The 15,865-nt window shown below is 74.4% G+C and carries 13 protein-coding genes and 1 pseudogene; 13 read left to right on the forward strand and 1 reads right to left on the reverse strand.

Translation table 11 applies throughout. From position 1 onward, the window contains the following. The first annotated feature begins 104 nt into the window (after positions 1-104). The 13 genes from ACTWP5_RS25830 to ACTWP5_RS25890 all read left to right on the forward strand — a co-directional run bounded on the left by ACTWP5_RS25830 (position 105) and on the right by ACTWP5_RS25890 (position 14,545). A complete protein-coding gene (locus ACTWP5_RS25830; RefSeq protein WP_443223519.1) occupies positions 105-2,621 on the forward strand; it encodes a cation-translocating P-type ATPase in 2,517 nt (838 codons plus the stop codon). Between the two features lie 129 nt (positions 2,622-2,750). Beyond that, a complete protein-coding gene (locus ACTWP5_RS25835; RefSeq protein ID WP_443223520.1) occupies positions 2,751-3,689 on the forward strand; it encodes a ferritin family protein in 939 nt (312 codons plus the stop codon). A gap of 101 nt (positions 3,690-3,790) precedes the next feature. Next, positions 3,791-4,285, forward strand: coding sequence for a hydrogenase maturation protease (locus ACTWP5_RS25840; protein ID WP_443223521.1), 495 nt, complete (start codon positions 3,791-3,793; stop codon positions 4,283-4,285). After that, entirely contained in the window at positions 4,282-6,726 is a 2,445-nt protein-coding gene (gene hypF, locus ACTWP5_RS25845) for a carbamoyltransferase HypF (protein WP_443223522.1), read from the forward strand. The genes ACTWP5_RS25840 and hypF overlap by 4 nt, the downstream gene beginning before the upstream one ends. Further along, complete coding sequence (locus ACTWP5_RS25850) at positions 6,699-6,956, forward strand: HypC/HybG/HupF family hydrogenase formation chaperone (protein WP_443223523.1); 258 nt, start codon at positions 6,699-6,701, stop codon at positions 6,954-6,956. The genes hypF and ACTWP5_RS25850 overlap by 28 nt, the downstream gene beginning before the upstream one ends. Beyond that, a complete protein-coding gene (locus tag ACTWP5_RS25855) occupies positions 6,953-8,134 on the forward strand; it encodes a 4Fe-4S dicluster domain-containing protein (protein WP_443223524.1) in 1,182 nt (393 codons plus the stop codon). Before ACTWP5_RS25850 ends, ACTWP5_RS25855 begins: the two co-directional genes overlap by 4 nt. Next, complete coding sequence (locus tag ACTWP5_RS25860) at positions 8,131-8,598, forward strand: cyclic nucleotide-binding domain-containing protein (RefSeq protein ID WP_443223525.1); 468 nt, start codon at positions 8,131-8,133, stop codon at positions 8,596-8,598. Before ACTWP5_RS25855 ends, ACTWP5_RS25860 begins: the two co-directional genes overlap by 4 nt. Then, the gene (locus tag ACTWP5_RS25865; protein ID WP_443223526.1) at positions 8,595-9,413 is read left to right on the forward strand and encodes an FAD/NAD(P)-binding protein; all 819 of its coding nucleotides are present in this window, start codon (positions 8,595-8,597) and stop codon (positions 9,411-9,413) included. The genes ACTWP5_RS25860 and ACTWP5_RS25865 overlap by 4 nt, the downstream gene beginning before the upstream one ends. A gap of 66 nt (positions 9,414-9,479) precedes the next feature. Then, the gene (locus ACTWP5_RS25870; protein WP_443223534.1) at positions 9,480-10,262 is read left to right on the forward strand and encodes an oxidoreductase; all 783 of its coding nucleotides are present in this window, start codon (positions 9,480-9,482) and stop codon (positions 10,260-10,262) included. After that, complete coding sequence (locus ACTWP5_RS25875) at positions 10,259-11,629, forward strand: Ni/Fe hydrogenase subunit alpha (RefSeq protein WP_443223527.1); 1,371 nt, start codon at positions 10,259-10,261, stop codon at positions 11,627-11,629. Before ACTWP5_RS25870 ends, ACTWP5_RS25875 begins: the two co-directional genes overlap by 4 nt. A gap of 28 nt (positions 11,630-11,657) precedes the next feature. Then, complete coding sequence (gene hypD / locus ACTWP5_RS25880; protein WP_443223528.1) at positions 11,658-12,782, forward strand: hydrogenase formation protein HypD; 1,125 nt, start codon at positions 11,658-11,660, stop codon at positions 12,780-12,782. Further along, entirely contained in the window at positions 12,779-13,819 is a 1,041-nt protein-coding gene (hypE, locus tag ACTWP5_RS25885) for a hydrogenase expression/formation protein HypE (RefSeq protein WP_443223529.1), read from the forward strand. Before hypD ends, hypE begins: the two co-directional genes overlap by 4 nt. A gap of 156 nt (positions 13,820-13,975) precedes the next feature. Further along, entirely contained in the window at positions 13,976-14,545 is a 570-nt protein-coding gene (locus ACTWP5_RS25890) for a helix-turn-helix domain-containing protein (RefSeq protein WP_443223530.1), read from the forward strand. 353 nt (positions 14,546-14,898) lie between these two features. Here ACTWP5_RS25890 and ACTWP5_RS25895 read toward each other — a convergent pair. Next, positions 14,899-15,865: pseudogene (locus tag ACTWP5_RS25895) on the reverse strand (mobilization protein); the annotation flags it as partial.

Raw genomic sequence — 15,865 nt, forward strand, 5'->3', positions numbered from 1 at the left:
GCCGTCCCTTCCGTCCGCGCGAGGAGCCCTCCTCCTCTCCAGGGGATCACCCGGTCGGCGAGATCGCCAGGCGAGAGGTGCCGGCGGTTCCTACGCTGCTGCTGATGGGCGTGGACAAGGTCGTGGCGGACGGGCTCTCGCTGGCGGAGGCGCGGCGGCGGCTGGCGGAGCACGGCCCCAACGCGATCCCGGAGTGGCCCCGGCCCCCGCTGTGGCGCCGCATGCTGACACAGCTGCGCGACCCGATGATCCTGCTGCTGCTCGCCGCCACCGTGCTCACCGTCGTCACCGGTGACCTGGCCAGTGCTGTCGTGATCATGCTGGTGGTCACGGTGAACACCCTGGTGGGCGTCGTACAGGAGGCACGCGCCGACCGTGAGCTGGCGGCGTTGCGGGAGCTGTCCGCGCCGGCCGCCCGGGTGGTGCGCGAGGGCGCGGAGCGACGCGTGGCCGCGACCGAACTCGTGCCCGGGGACGTGGTCGTCCTGGCCGAGGGGGACGTGGTGCCCGCGGACGGCACGGTGCTGGAGGAGGCTGGGCTGCTGGTCGACGAGTCGGCGCTGACAGGGGAGTCGGTGCCGGTGGCCAAGGCGGTCACCACGGACCAGGAGGGCGCGCTGTCGGCCGGCACCGTCGTGGTCCGTGGCCGAGGCCGGATCCGGGTGACCGCGACCGGGGCCCGGAGCGCGACCGGCCGGATCGCCTCGCTGATGGAGGCGCGCCCCTCCCTCACGCCACTCCAACGGCGGTTGGCCGGCCTGGGCCGGGTGCTCGCCGTGGCCGCGCTGGCGCTGTGTGCGGTGGTGCTCGCGATCGGTCTGTCCCGTGGCGAGCCGCTGGAACTGATGGTCGTGACGGCCATCAGCCTCGCGGTGGCCGCCGTGCCGGAGTCGCTCCCCGCCGTCGTGACGCTCGGACTCGCCCTCGGCGCCCGGCGGATGTCGCGGCGACACGCCGTCGTCCGTGGCCTGCCCGCCGTGGAGACGCTGGGCTCGGTGACCCTGATCGCCACCGACAAGACCGGCACGCTGACCGAGGGTCGGATGCTCGCCGAGCGCCTGTGGACGCCGGAGGGGGGCGACGCCCGGGCCATCGGTGGCGGCTTCACGCCCGAGGGGCGCGTCGTGCGCGGCGACGCGACCGTGACCGCCTCCGACGCGCCCGACCTGGCCGCGCTGCTGGCCGCCGCCGCGATCTGCAACGACGCCTCACTCCGTCCCCCGGAGCCGAACGAGGCGCCCACCGCCTGGCACGCGCTGGGCGACCCCATGGAGGCGGCGTTGCTCGCCGCGGCCGCCCGCCTCGGCCTCGACCGCGCGGCGCTGACCCGCGAACTGCCCCGGCGTGACGAGATCCCGTTCAGCAGCGAACGCAAACGGATGACGACGGTGCACGAACGGCCGGACGGAGGGCTGCGCATCGTGTCCAAGGGCGCTCCCGAGGTCGTGCTGGTCCCGCCCGCGCTCGCCGACCCGCCACGGCGACGCGCCCAGGCGGCGGCGGAGGCGGAACGGCTGGCCCGGGACGGCTACCGGGTGCTGGCCGTCGCCGTCGCCGACCGGGCCGCCCAGGGCCCGGACCCCGAGTCCGGGTTGACGCTGCTCGGTCTGGTCGGCATCGTCGATCCGCCCCGCGAGCAGGCGCGGGAGACCATCGCCGCGTGCCGTACCGCCGGGATGACGCCCGTCATGGTCACCGGCGACCATCCGCTCACGGCGCGGGCCGTCGCCGCACGCCTGGGCATCGACACCGGCGAACCGAACCCCGCGCTCTCCCCGGTTCACGCCCGGACCACTCCGGAGGAGAAGGTCTCGCTCGTCGCGGCGTGGCGTGCCGCCGGCCACGTGGTGGCGATGACCGGCGACGGCGTCAACGACGGCCCCGCCCTGCGCCGCGCCGACATCGGGGTCGCCATGGGCCGACGCGGCACCGAGGTCGCCCGGCAGGCCGCCGACCTGGTCCTCACCGACGACGACCTCGCCACGGTCGTCGCGGCCGTGGAGGAGGGCCGACGCGTCTACGACAACGTCCGCCGCTTCCTCCTCTACGGCCTCGCCGGGGGCGCTGCGGAGATCCTGGTGATGCTGCTCGGCCCCGCCCTGGGCATGGCGCTGCCCCTGCTGCCCGCGCAGATCCTGTGGATCAACCTGCTCACCCACGGCTTGCCGGGAGTGGCCCTCGGCGCCGAGCCCGCCGACCCCGACGCCATGCGCCGCCCACCGCGACCGCCGCGCGAGGGTGTCCTCGGCGCCGGCCTGTGGCCGCGCGTGCTGCTGATGGCCACGTTCACCGCGACCGTCACGCTGGCGGCCGGCGTCTGGGTGCGGGCCCACGACGGCCCCTGGCAGTCCGTGATGTTCCTCGTCCTCGGTGGGGCGCAGCTCGGGGTGGCGCTCGGCTCCCGCGCCCGCCCGGGGACGCTGGCCAACCCCTTCCTGCTCGTCGCCGTGGCCGCCGCGTTCGCCCTGAACCTGGCGGGGGTCGTGTTGCCGCCGCTGCGCGCGCTGCTCGACACCGAGCCGGTGTCGCCCGCCGCCCTGGCCGGCGCCTGCGCGCTGTCCGCCCTCGGCTACGTCGCCATGCGCCTCCAGGACCGGGTTCGTACCCGGAGGACCGGGTGACCACGGCCGGGGGGCGCCCGGTCCGGTGAGTGCCGGGCTCGACACGGCGCGTGATCGGCCCGCGGGTGGCCGCACCGCCACATGATCGTTGCTATCCCTTGTGTGCCCTACTTCCCGGGAACAGGAGCCATGGTCAGACATCTCGGACGCGTGCTAGCCCTGACGGGAGCGGTGCTCAGCCTCACGGCGGCAGCACCTCTCTCCCACGCCCTGGCCGAACCCGCCCACGTCCTCGCCCTCGGCACCGTCCGCGACGCCCAGGCCGCCCTGCGGGGGGAGGCGTTCGCCAACGCCTCCTACGGCCTGTTCGCCGCGCAGGCCGAGCGCGAGGACCTGGACAAGGTCGCCGGCCTCTTCCGCGCCACGGCGGAGATCGAGTTGGGAGAGCACTTCACGGAACTCGCCGACCTCCTCGACTACGTCGGTGGCGACGAGGCCAACCTCCGCCACGCGATCGACGGCGAGACCCACGAGGCCCTCTCGATGTACCCGACCTACGCCGAGGAGGCGCGGCAGGACGGTGACCTGGAAGCGGCCGAGCTGTTCACCGAGATCGCCGGTGACGAGACGGAGCACCGCAGGCTGCTGACGATCGCCCTGGAGGCGCTGACGACGGGGGAGGGGAGAGTTCCCGCGCCGCCACAGGCCGAGGACGTCGAGGTCCCCGCCGGCCTGCCCGAGGTGGCCTCGGCCCGCACCCTGGACAACCTGGAGGACGCGATGCACGGCGAGGCGCTCGCGCACGCCAGCTACCTCCTGTTCGCCCAGCACGCCGCCGAGGGCGGCAGGCCGCGTCTGGCCGCGCTCTTCGAGGGACTGGCCGCGGTCGAGGTCCACGAGCACTTCGCAGAGGAGGCGCAGCTGGCCGGCCTGGTCTCCGACACACCCGACAACCTGCGCACGGCCATCGCCGGCGAGCACTACGAGGCCGAGGTCGTCTACCCCACCTACGCCGCACGGGCCGAGGCGGCCGGCGACGGCGAGGCGGCGGCCCTGTTCACCGAGATCGCCGGCGACGAGGCCGACCACGCGGCCCGTTTCGAGCACGCCCTGCGTCGCGTGACGTGACGCCGCATCCCCGCGGGGCGGGCGTCGGCGCGCCCGGCCGAAGGGGTGAAGGCCGGGCGCGGCTGCCGCGGCCGGGCGGACCGCCCGCCAAGACTGGGCGCATGAAAGGGGAAGGCCGAACCGTGGTCGTCGGCGTGGGCAACGAGTTCCGGCGCGACGACGGCGTGGGATGGGCGGTCGTCGACCACCTCACCGACCTCGCCAGGGACACGCCGTCCCTGGCGGACGTCGTGCTGGCCGTGACCGACGGCGATCCGGCCCGGCTGATCGGCACCTGGGAGGGAGCGGAACTCGGCATCGTCGTCGACGCCGCCCACGCCCACCCCGGGCGTCCCGGCCGGGTACACCGCCTGGAGGTCACCGCAGAGGCGTTGACCTCCTCCGCCGCGGCGAGCTCCCACGGCATGGGCCTGGGGGAGGCGGTCGAACTGGCCCGTGTGCTGGAACGCCTGCCGAGGCGGCTCGTCGTCTTCGCCGTGGAAGGCGAGGACACCTCCGTCGGCCGGGGCCTGTCGGCCCCGGTGCTGGCCGCCGTGACGTCGGTGGCCGACCGCGTGCGGCGGGAGATCCTCCGCCACCGGAGACGCGCCGGATGACCGGGGAGGCGGCCAGGGAGGCGTGGCGTATCGAGGTCACCGGCACCGTGCAGGGCGTGGGCTTCCGGCCCTTCGTCCACCGCACCGCCACCGCGCTGGGTCTCGACGGCTGGGTGCGGAACGTCGCCGGCCACGTCGTCGCCGTGGCGGCCGGCCCCCGCCACGGCCTTCACCAGCTCCTGACCCGCTGCCGGACCCAGCCTCCGCCCCTGGCGGCCGTCGACGACGTCACGGTGGACGCGCTGGCGGAGGCGGCGGTCCCGCCCGGTTCGGGATTCGTCGTGCTGGCGAGCGTCACCGCACCCCCGGAGAAAGTGCCGGCCGTGCGGGAGGTGCCGCCGTGCGCCGCGCCGTGCGCCGCGTGCCTGCGCGAGCTGTTCACCCCCGGGGACCGGCGCCACCGTCACCCGTTCGTCAACTGCACCGCGTGCGGGCCACGGGCCAGCGTCATCACGGATCTGCCGTACGACCGGGCCCACACGACGATGAGGGCCTTCCCGCTGTGCCGGGCGTGTGCGGCGGAGTACGCCGATCCGGCCGACCGACGCTTCCACGCCGAGCCGCTGGCGTGCCCGGCCTGCGGCCCTCGACTGACGTGGTGGACGGCCGGCTCGTCGACGACGGTGGAGGGCGACGGCGCGCTGTCGACGGCCGTGCGGGTGCTGCGCGACGGCGGGCTGGTGGCGGTCAAGGGCGTCGGAGGCTACCAACTGCTGTGCGATGCGGCCGACACGGCGGCCGTGGCCCGGCTGCGCCGGCACAAGCGGCGCCCCGACAAGCCCTTCGCGGTCATGGTCGCCGACCTCGCGACGGCCGCCCGGCTGGCCAGGGTCGGGCCGGCGGACTCGGAGGTGCTCGCCTCGGCGGCCCGCCCCATCGTGCTGCTGTCCGCGCGTCCCTCCCCGTGCGTCGCACCGGGGGTCCACCCGGGCACCGCGCGCATCGGGCTCCTCCTCCCGGCGAGCCCGCTGCACCACCTGCTGGTGCACGACCTCGGCCGGCCCGTGGTGTGCACGAGCGGCAACCTGGCGGGCGAGCCCCTCATCACCGACGACAGCGAGGCCAGAACGGTGTTGGGACCGGTCACCGACGGCGTCCTCGGCCACGACCGCGCCATCCACGCGCGCAGCGACGACTCCGTCGTCGCCTCGCACCAGGACCGCCTCGTCACGGTACGGCGCGCCCGGGGCTACGCCCCGGCTCCGCTGCGGCTGCCGGTCGCGAGCCCGGTGCCGCTGGTGGCGGTCGGGGCCCAGCTCAAGCAGACCTTCACCCTCGTGTCCGGCGACCGCGCCGTTCTGGGGCCACACATCGGCGACCTGGCGGACGCGCGCACCGCGGACGCCTTCGAGGAGACGTACCGGAAGCTGTCGCGCCTGTGTGGCATCGAGCCGCGGGTGGTCGTCCACGACCTGCACCCGGGGTACCTCTCGACGCAGTGGGCCGCCCGCTGGCCCGCCGGGCGGCGCGTCGCCGTGCAGCACCACCACGCCCACGTCGCGGCGTGCGCCGCCGAACACGGCCTGACCGGGCCGTTCACCGGCGTCGCCCTGGACGGCCTCGGCTACGGCGACGACGGCACCCTGTGGGGCGGCGAGGTCCTCGTCGGCGACCTGGCCGCCTGCCGCCGGGTCGGCAGGTTCGGTGCCGCCCCGCTGCCCGGCGGCGCCGCGGCCGTGCGCTCCCCGTTCCGGATGGCGCTCGGCTACCTCCTGGGCGCCGAGGACCTGGGGTCCCCGCCGCCCTCCCGGGCCCTGGTCGACGGGTACGCCGCTGGCTGTCCGGGCGGCGCCCACGGCGCGGAGGTCCGCGCGGTACGGGCCCTCCTGGCGCGGGACCTGAACTGCCCGAGGGCGTCCAGCGCCGGGCGCCTGTTCGACGCGGCGGCCAGCATCCTCGGCCTGGGCCACCGCGTCAGCCATGAGGGCCAGGCAGCCGTGGCGGTGGAGGCCGCGGCCGGTGACCTGCGACCCGGCCCGCTGCCCTGGCGGCTGACCCGCGCCCCCGACGGCCTGTGGGTCTACGACCCGACGCCGACGCTCGCGGCCCTGCTGAGCGGCCGGGCGGACGGCGTGGCGGCCGGGCGGCTGGCCGCCGGCTTCCACACCGCGGTCGCCGCGGCGACCACGGCACTGGTGGAGCACGCCGTGCGGGACGGCGCCCCACCCGTCGTGTGCCTGTCCGGCGGCTGCTTCCAGAACCTCCGCCTCCTCGACGAGATCGGCGGGCGGCTGCGCGGCGCCGGGCTGCGCGTGCTGGTCGGCAGCGCCGTGCCCGTCAACGACGGCGGCATCAGCTACGGCCAGGCCGCGGTGGCCGCCGCCCGGATCGCACAGCGGGACGGACGCGACGCACAGCGCGGCGGACAACGCGATGGACAGGGAGAACGGCCGAAGGAAAGGCAGGAGCCGTCATGTGTCTCGGCATCCCCGGGCGTGTGATCGACGTCCACGACGACGCCACCGTGCGGATGGCGACCGTCGACTTCGGCGGCGTGCGCCGCCCGGCGTGCCTGGCCTACACCCCGACGGCGGGTCCGGGCGACTACGTGATCGTCCACGTCGGCTTCGCGATCACCCTGGTCAACGAGGCCGAGGCACGCCGCACGCTCGACGTCCTGCGCGCGATGGGCGGTGTCGTCGAGGACGAACTGGGTGAGCCGCTGCCATGACCACCACCCCCCGAACCGAGACCGCCGTCATCGACGTCGAGGGCCTTCACTCCCTGATCCGGGCCCTCGTCCGCCGGGGCCGCACCGTCGTGGGCCCGACCGTCCGGGACGACGCGATCGTCCTGGCGGAACTCACCTCGGCCGACGAGTTGCCCCACGGCTGGGGCGTCGCGGTGGAGGCGGGGACCTACCGGCTGCGGCGGCGGAAGGACCGGATGGCGTTCGCCCACAGCGCCGGCCCGCAGTCGTGGAAGACCTTCCTCCATCCAGAACGTCTGCGACAGTGGACCGCGACCCGGGCGCCGAACGGGTCCCTCACGGTGACGGAGGAACCGGACGAGCCGCCGGCCTACGCCTTCCTCGGCGTCCGCCCGTGCGACCTGACCGCGATCGCCACCCAGGACCGTGTCCTGATGGGTGGGCCACACACCGACGCGGCCTACCGGCGACGCCGCACGGGAACCTTCCTCGTCGTGGTGGAGTGCGTCGAGCCCGGCGCCACCTGCTTCTGCGTCTCCATGGACACCGGGCCGGCCGTGGGGGAGGACCGGGCCTACGACCTGGTGCTCACCGAGGTGGACGACGACCGAGGCCACCGCTTCTGGGCGCGCGCCGGCAGCACGGCGGGCGCCGAGATCCTCGCCGAACTCCCACGCCTGCCCACCGACGACTCCACCGTGGCCGCCGCCCGCGACACCGTGGCGCGCGCCGCCGGGCGGATGGGGCGCACCATGCCGGAGGTGGACCTGCGCGTCCTGATGCGTGACACACGCGAGGCCGAACGCTGGAACGACGTCGCCTCCCGATGCCTGACGTGCGGCAACTGCACGATGGTCTGCCCCACGTGCTACTGCACCACCACCGAGGACGTCACCGACCTCACCGGAGACCACGCCGAGCGCTGGCGGCGGTGGGACGTCTGCTACGACCTGGACTTCACCCACATGCACGGCGGCTCCGTCCGGCAGACGGGCCGCAGCCGGTACCGCCAGTGGCTCACCCACAAGGTCGGGACCTGGCACGACCAGTTCGGCATGTCCGGGTGCGTGGGCTGTGGCCGCTGCATCGTGTGGTGCCCGGTCGCCATCGACATCACCGAGGAGGTCCACGCGCTGGACGCCGAGCGCTCCGGCGCGGCACCGCGACCCGGGGCCGGCGGGGAGGAGGGGCAGCCGTGACGACCGCGACGGGACTCCTCGCCTGCCTCGACCCGGACCAACGGGAGCGGCTGCTCGCGCTCGCCCGTGAGGTGACGTTCGAGGCCGGCTGCCGCGTCTTCGAGGAGGGGGAGCGGGCGGACCGCTTCTGGCTGCTGCGGCGCGGGTCGGTGGCGCTGGACGTCCACGTGCCCGGCCGGCCCTCGCCCGTCGTCGAGACCCTCGGCCCCGGCGACCTGCTGGGCTGGTCCTGGCTCTTCCCACCCCACCGGTGGCACCTGGGCGCCCGCGCCCTCGACGCCGTCACCGCCGACGAGTTCGACGCCTCGGCCGTCCGCCGCCTGTGCGAGCACGACACCGCTGTCGGATACGCCCTGGCGGTGGCCGTGGCCGCCGTCGTCGGCCAGCGGCTGAGGGCCACCCGCGTCCGGCTGCTCGACCTCTACGGCCCACCCCGCGACACGCCCCCCCGAGGTGGCCGGTGAACCTCCCCCGCCGCTACCAGGTGCGAGACCGGGTCCGGGAGACGGCCGACACCGTGACACTCACGCTGCGGCCACGCCAGGCCCCACTGCCGCCCTTCCGGCCCGGACAGTTCGCGATGGTCTACGCCCATCCCCGCGGCGAGGTCCCCCTCTCCCTCGCCGGCACGGCGCCCCCGCGTCGGGACGGCGCCGACCTGCTGCACACCGTGCGGGCCGTCGGCGCCGTCACCCGGGCACTGCACGAGCTGCGGCCCGGCCAGGAGGTCGGCGTCCGCGGGCCGTTCGGCACGCCGTGGGACCTGACCGCCGCACGGGGCCGTCACCTCCTGCTGATCGCCGGCGGCCTCGGCCTAGCGCCGCTGCGCCCCCTGGTCCACCTGGCCCTGGCCGAGCCCCGTCACCACGCGAGCGTCACCCTCCTGATCGGGGCCCGCACACCCAGCGACCTGCTCTACCGGGAGGAACACCCCGCCTGGCGCGCCCGAATCCGTGTGGGCGTCACGGTCGACCGGCCCGACGAGAGCTGGACCGGCGACGTCGGGGTCGTCACCACGCTGCTGGACCGACTGCCCCTCCGGCCGGCGGACACCGCGGCCTACCTCTGCGGCCCGGAGGTCATGATGCGCGCCACCGCGCGCCACCTGACCGGCCTCGGCGTTCCGCCCCAGCGGACCTTCCTCTCCCTGGAGCGCACCATGCGCTGCGGCACCGGGCACTGCGGCCAGTGCCAGCTCGGCCCGCTGCTGCTGTGCCGGGACGGCCCGGTCGTCCGCTGGGACCGGGCCGAACCCCTCCTCGCCGTACGGGAGCTGTGAGCCGTGACCACCGACACCCCGCCCACCAGCCCCGAGGAACCCTCCGGCGCCGCGCGCCGGCCGACGCTGGCCGTGTGGAAGTTCGCCTCCTGTGACGGCTGCCAGCTCACCCTCCTGGACTGCGAGGACGCCCTGCTGCCCCTGGCCGACCAGGTGGAGATCTCCTACTTCCTGGAGGCGACGAGCACCACCGGCCCCGGCCCGTTCGACCTGTCGCTCGTCGACGGGTCCATCACCACACCCGAGGACGTCGCCCGCATCCAGCGCGTCCGAGCCGTCTCCCGGCACCTGGTCACCATCGGCGCCTGCGCCACCGCCGGGGGAATCCAGGCGTTGCGGAACTTCGCCGACGTCGCCGAGTTCCGCGCCGCGGTCTACGCCAGCCCCGAGTACGTCGACACGCTCGCCGACTCCACCGCCATCGCCCTCAACGTTCCGGTCGACTTCGAGCTGCGCGGCTGCCCCATCGACCGCGGCCAACTGCTGGAGGTCATCACCGCCTTCCTCGCCGGGCGTCGCCCGGACATCCCCGACCACGCCGTGTGCTTCCCCTGCAAACGTCGCGGCACGGTCTGCCTCCCCGTCGCCCGGGGCGTCCCCTGCCTCGGTCCCGTGACGCACGACGGCTGCGGTGCCCTGTGCCCCGCCTACGGCCGCGGCTGCTACGGCTGCTTCGGCCCCTCCGGCTCGACCAACCTCCCCGCGTTCATCCCCCTCCTGCGCCGCGACGGCCTGTCGGAGACCGATGTCGTGCGGGTGCTGCGCACCTTCAACGCCGCCGCCCCGGAGTTCGCGGCCGCCTCCACCCCGGAACACGCGGTCGACCAGGGATCGGAGGAACGGCCGTGACGCATCGCGGCTCGCGCGTGGTCCACGTCGGCGCGCTCTCCCGGGTCGAGGGCGAGGGCGCGCTCCACCTGCGGATCAGCCAGGGGCTCGTCGAGGCCGCCCGCCTGCGGATCTACGAACCACCCCGCTTCTTCGAGGCGTTCCTGCGGGGGCGCGCCCACACCGAACCTCCCGACATCACCTCCCGGGTCTGCGGCATCTGCCCGGTGGCGTACCAGACGAGTGCCTGTCAGGCCATCGAGGACGCCTGCGGGGTCGACGTGACGGGGCAGCTCGCGGCGCTGCGCCGGCTGCTGTACTGCGGAGAGTGGATCGAGAGCCAGACGCTCCACATCCACCTCCTCCACGCCCCCGACTTCCTCGGTCACCCCGACGCCATCGCGATGGCGCGGCACCACCGCCCCGACGTCGAGCGCGGCCTGCGGATCAAACAGGCGGGCAACGCCATCGTCGAACTCCTCGGTGGCCGCGCCATCCACCCCGTCAACGTCCGGCTCGGAGGCTTCCACCGCGCCCCCACCCCCGCCGAGCTGATCCCCCTGGCCGAACGCCTGCGCCCGGCACGGGACGACGCGCTGCGCACCGTGGAGTGGGCGGCCGGATTCGACTTCCCCGACGCGGGCTGCGACACCCAGCTGCTCGCCCTCGCCGACCCCGGCCGCTACGCGATCGAGTCGGGGACCCCCACCGTCATGCCGGCCCCCGCCAGCGCCGGACTCGCGCCCGACAGCACGCGCGCACTGTCCACCCACACCTTCCCCCTCCGCGACTTCGAACGCCATGTCGTCGAGCGCCAGCTGCCGCACTCCACCGCCCTGTACTCCTCCCTCGACGGCCGGACTCACCTGACCGGCCCGCTGGCCCGCTACGCCATCAGCGGACGGTGGCTCTCACCGCTCGCGCGCCAGGCGGCCCAGGCCGCCGGCCTCGGCGACCCCCGGGCGGGCGACGTCTGCCGCAACCCCTTCCGCAGCATCCTGGTCCGCGCGGTCGAGGTGGTGTACGCCCTCGACGAGGCGCTGCGCCTCATCGACGCCTACGAGCCGCCGCCGGCGCCGGCCGTGCCCGTCCCCCCGCGCCCCGGGCGAGGCCACGGCGCAACCGAGGCGCCGCGCGGTCTGCTCTACCACCGCTACGACCTGGCCGCCGACGGCACGGTCACCGAGGCCACCCTGATCCCGCCCACCGCCCAGAACCAGGACGCGATCGAGCACCACCTGCGGTCCGTGGTGCAGTCCCTCATCGACCGGCAGCCCGAGCTCGACGACGACCGGTTGCGCGAGCTGTGCGAACGCGCGATCCGCAACCACGACCCCTGCATCTCCTGCTCCGCCCACTTCCTCGACCTCACCGTCGAGCGCGACTGACCGCCCACCCCGACGAAAGGACCCATCGGTGCGCTTCCTGGACGAGTACCGGGACCCCGTGCTCGCCCGCCGACTGCTGGAGGAGACGGCGGCGATCGCCACCCGGCCCTGGCGGATCATGGAGGTCTGCGGAGGACAGACCCACACGTTGGTCCGGCAGGGCATCGACGAACTGCTGCCGTCGGGCATCCGCATGGTGCACGGCCCCGGCTGCCCGGTGTGCGTGACGCCTCTGGAGACCCTGGACCGCGCCATGGCGATCGCCGCCCGCCCCGGCGTGACCCTCACGAGCTTCGGCGACATGCTGCGGGTGCCCGGTTCCACGACCGACCTGCTGTCCGCACGGGCGCGCGGTGCCGACGTGCGGGTGGTCTACTCGCCCATGGACGCCGTGGACATCGCACGCGCCGAGCCCGACCGCGACGTCGTCTTCCTCGCGGTCGGCTTCGAGACCACCGCTCCCGCGAACGCCATGGCCGTGCTGCACGCCGCCCGCCTGGGTCTGAGCAACTTCAGCCTGCTGGTCAGCCACGTCCTCGTCCCGCCCGCCATGACGACGCTGTTGGAGTCCCCCGACTGCGAGGTGCAGGCGTTTCTCGCGGCCGGACACGTCTGCGCCGTGATGGGCTTCACGGCCTACGAGCCGATCGCCGCCCGCCACCGCGTGCCCGTCGTCGTCACCGGCTTCGAACCGCTGGACCTGCTGGAGGGGATCCTGATGGCGGTGCGCCAGCTGGAGGAGGGCCGCGCCGAGGTCGAGAACCAGTACGCGCGGGCGGTCAGGCGCGAGGGAAACACCGAGGCACAGGCCGCCGTGCGCCGGGTCTTCCGCGTCCGCGACCAGGCGTGGCGCGGGCTGGGCACGCTGCGGGCCAGCGGACTCACGCTCGCCGAGGAGTTCGCCCACTTCGACGCCGCCCGCCGCCATGACCTCGGCTCGCTCCGGCCCGCCGAGCACCCGGACTGCATCGCCGGCGCCATCCTCACCGGGGCGAGGCTGCCCACCGACTGCACGGCGTACGGCAACCGGTGCACGCCGCGCCATCCGCTCGGCGCCCCCATGGTCTCCTCCGAGGGCACGTGCGCCGCCTTCCACGCCGCCGGCCGCGTCGCCACGACCTCCACCCCCACCCCCGCCGGGAGGCCCGCGTGATCGACTGTCCGTTGCCCCGCGTCGAGGACGACCGCGTACTGCTCGGCCACGGTGCCGGCGGACGGCTGTCGGCGGAACTCCTCGACGCGCTCATCCTGCCCGCGCTCGGTCGGGGCGGGGCGGCCACGTCCGCGCCGCTGGAGGACGCGGCCGTGCTGCCCACCGACGACGGACTCGTGGTCACCACCGACGGTTTCGTCGTCAGCCCTCTGTTCTTCCCCGGCGGCGACATCGGTGCCCTGGCGGTCAACGGCACCGTCAACGACCTCGCCATGCGGGGCGCCCACCCCCTCGCCCTCACCGTCGCCCTGGTGATCGAGGAAGGACTCGGCCTCGCTGACCTGGAGGCCGTCGTCACCTCGCTCGGCAAGGCCGCCAACGACGCCGGCGTTCCCGTCGTGGCCGGCGACACCAAGGTCGTCGGCCGGGGCCACGCCGACAAGCTCTTCGTCACCACCACCGGCGTCGGCCGCCGCATCCCGGGTCTGGATCCGTCCGCGGCTCGCGCCCGGCGCGGCGACCGCGTTCTGCTCAGCGGACCGATCGGCGTCCACGGCGTGGCCGTTCTGAGCGAGCGCGAGAACCTGGGTTTCGTCACCGACGTCGCCTCCGACACCCGTCCGCTCCACCGCTTGGTCCAGACCCTCGCCCCGTTGGGCGGACACCTCCACACGCTGCGCGACCCCACCCGTGGCGGTCTGGCCGCCTCACTCAACGAGATCGCCGGTGCCTCCCGGATCCATGTGGAGATCGACGAGGAGTCTCTGCCCGTGCCCGAGCCCGTGGCGGGCGCGTGCGAACTCCTCGGCCTTGACCCCCTGCACGTGGCCAACGAGGGATGCATGGTCGCCTTCGTCGCGGCCGAGGTGGCCGGGGATGCGCTCCGCCTGATGCGTTCCCTGCCGGAGGGTGCGGACGCGGTCGCCGTCGGCGAGGTCACCGACGGCCCTCCGGGCCGGGTTGTCCTCCGCACGCTCGTCGGCGCTCGCCGCGTCCTTGACATGCCACTCGGAGAGCAGCTCCCCCGCATCTGCTGACGGAGCCGGTCGACCCCCACGAGGGACAGACGGGGGGACCCACACATCACGGAACCGGTCGAAAGGGAATGGATGGAGGCATCCGCCGACGGGCGTGGCGACGTTGGACGCCGTGTGGCCGCGCGACGTGAGGAACTCGGGCTCAGTCGGGAGGAGGTGGCGTCCCGAGCCGGCGTGGCGCCTGGCTATGTTCGTTACGTCGAGGAGCACCCGGGCGTCCCGGACACGGCGTCGTTGCGCCGCCTGGCCACGGCGCTGGAGACGTCCGCCTCGACGCTCCTGGGCGGTGGGGTGAGCCAGCCACCGGGGCTCGGCCAGGCGGCGGCGAACGCTGAACTGCGGGAGATGGACCCGGACGAGTGCCGAGCACGGCTCTCCGGACACGGTGTGGGGCGGGTCGCGGTCGCCACGGACCATGGGCTGGCCGTGGTGCCGGTCAACTACACGGTCGTGGACGGCGCAGTCGTCTACCGGGCCGCACCTGGCAGCGTCCCGGCACTGGCCGCTGGGAAGGATGTCGCGTTCGAGGTCGACCACATCGACGACGCGCTCAGCATGGGCTGGAGCGTGCTGGTCGCCGGTCGGGCCCGGGAGGTGACCGACCCGGCGGAGACCCAGCGTCTGGAGAAGACGATGCACACCACCCCGTGGGCGGGCGGCGACCGACCGCTGTGGGTACGCGTCGATCCCGCCCGCCTCACGGGACGGCGCATCGAGGTGCCGTGACGCCCTTGGTCCCGGTCCATTCCCCAGCCAGCGCGTCCGCGAACGCCTTTCAGAGCGCCTGCGGTGATGGCCGGACCGAAGTCGCCACGTACGGACCGGAACCAAGAACAGCCGCCAGTTGGACAGATTTGCCTTCTCGGCTCCGAGGCTTGGCGAGGGTGGGAAGGGCCGGAGGCAGTTTCCAGGGCAGTGTGGATGTGGATTCATGGGGCCTCCCAGGGTCGCGCCACTTCCGATCACACCTGCCTGCGGTCGCCCCGCCATGGGGCCACGGGAGGAAGACCCGGGTCGAGGAAGCGGGTCAGGGCTTCGGGATCCAGCCGTGAGCCCTGACTGCGATGCCGCGATGACTGTCAGCGGTTACCCGAGCGCGCGGCCTCGGGTTCTTTGGGGGCCGTTGCCGTACGCGGTGGGACCGTCTCCTGGATGGCGTGCGGCGCGGTGTTCATGGCCTGATGGCGTTGGTGCTGCTGGGCGAGTTGGTCGCGGAGGCGCCATAGGAGTAGGGCGGTGGGGTCGTCGGCGTCGGTGAGTTCGCTCCTGGTCTGCTCGGCGGTGAGGAGCGCATCTGTCCTGATGCCTGTGAGGTGGACTTGGTGGAGGGTGGTGGCGAGGGCGTGCCAGACAGGGCTGGTGGTGATGCGGTTGGCTGTCTCGGGGAGCAGAGCGTGGATGCGTGTCTCCCAGTGGGCGGCGATGCGTGGGTCTTGGGCCTGGGCTGCGATGTCGGCGAGGGGTGCGGCGGCGGCGTGTTGGTAGGCGGTCCGGAGGTGGGTGAGGGCTTGGCGGGCTGCTGCTTCCTGTTGCTGGTGGCGGCGGGCATGGTGCCAGCGGGCGATGGCGATCACCGCGACGATCGCGGTGCACAGCAGCCGGGCGGTCGTATCGCCTGAGGCCGGTGTGCGGGTGAGGTGGTCGGCGAGTTCTCGGAGGGCGTGGCCGGCTTGGTAGTCGGCTTGCCTGCGGGTGTGGGTGGCGCGTTCGAACGCGGCTGCGGCCTGGCGGAGGTGGGCGCGGCCGGGGGCGGGTGCGGTCTGGGTGGCGGCGTCGAGGAGGGTGCCGAAGGCGTGGATGTGGTCGGTGGCGGTCTGCTCGTCTGCCTGGTTGAGGGTGGTGGGGAGGGTGTCGAGGTGGCGGGCGGCGTGGCGCCAGGGGTCGTGGGGGTGGTAGGTGGTGGTGAGGTGGTGGGCTGTGGTGAGTCGGTTGAGGATCTTGGGGAGGGAGAGGTCGGGGGCCAGGCGGCTGCCGGAGTACCACACGGGGTGCTGGCCGTTGGTGGGTTGGTGGGCGAAGGTGATGCCGCGGATGGCGCCGGAGGGT

Source organism: Streptomyces sp. 4N509B, from assembly GCF_052245655.1.
Classification (GTDB): domain Bacteria; phylum Actinomycetota; class Actinomycetes; order Streptomycetales; family Streptomycetaceae; genus Streptomyces.

What these genes read in the sequence shown, in the direction of transcription:
- ACTWP5_RS25840 (WP_443223521.1), top strand. Translation starts at nt 3,791, where the DNA reads ATGAAAGGGGAAGGCCGAACCGTGGTCGTCGGCGTGGGCAACGAGTTC.
- ACTWP5_RS25850 (WP_443223523.1), top strand. Translation starts at nt 6,699, where the DNA reads ATGTGTCTCGGCATCCCCGGGCGTGTGATCGACGTCCACGACGACGCC.
- ACTWP5_RS25830 (WP_443223519.1), top strand. Translation starts at nt 105, where the DNA reads ATGGGCGTGGACAAGGTCGTGGCGGACGGGCTCTCGCTGGCGGAGGCG.
- hypF (WP_443223522.1), top strand. Translation starts at nt 4,282, where the DNA reads ATGACCGGGGAGGCGGCCAGGGAGGCGTGGCGTATCGAGGTCACCGGC.
- ACTWP5_RS25835 (WP_443223520.1), top strand. Translation starts at nt 2,751, where the DNA reads ATGGTCAGACATCTCGGACGCGTGCTAGCCCTGACGGGAGCGGTGCTC.
- ACTWP5_RS25855 (WP_443223524.1), top strand. Translation starts at nt 6,953, where the DNA reads ATGACCACCACCCCCCGAACCGAGACCGCCGTCATCGACGTCGAGGGC.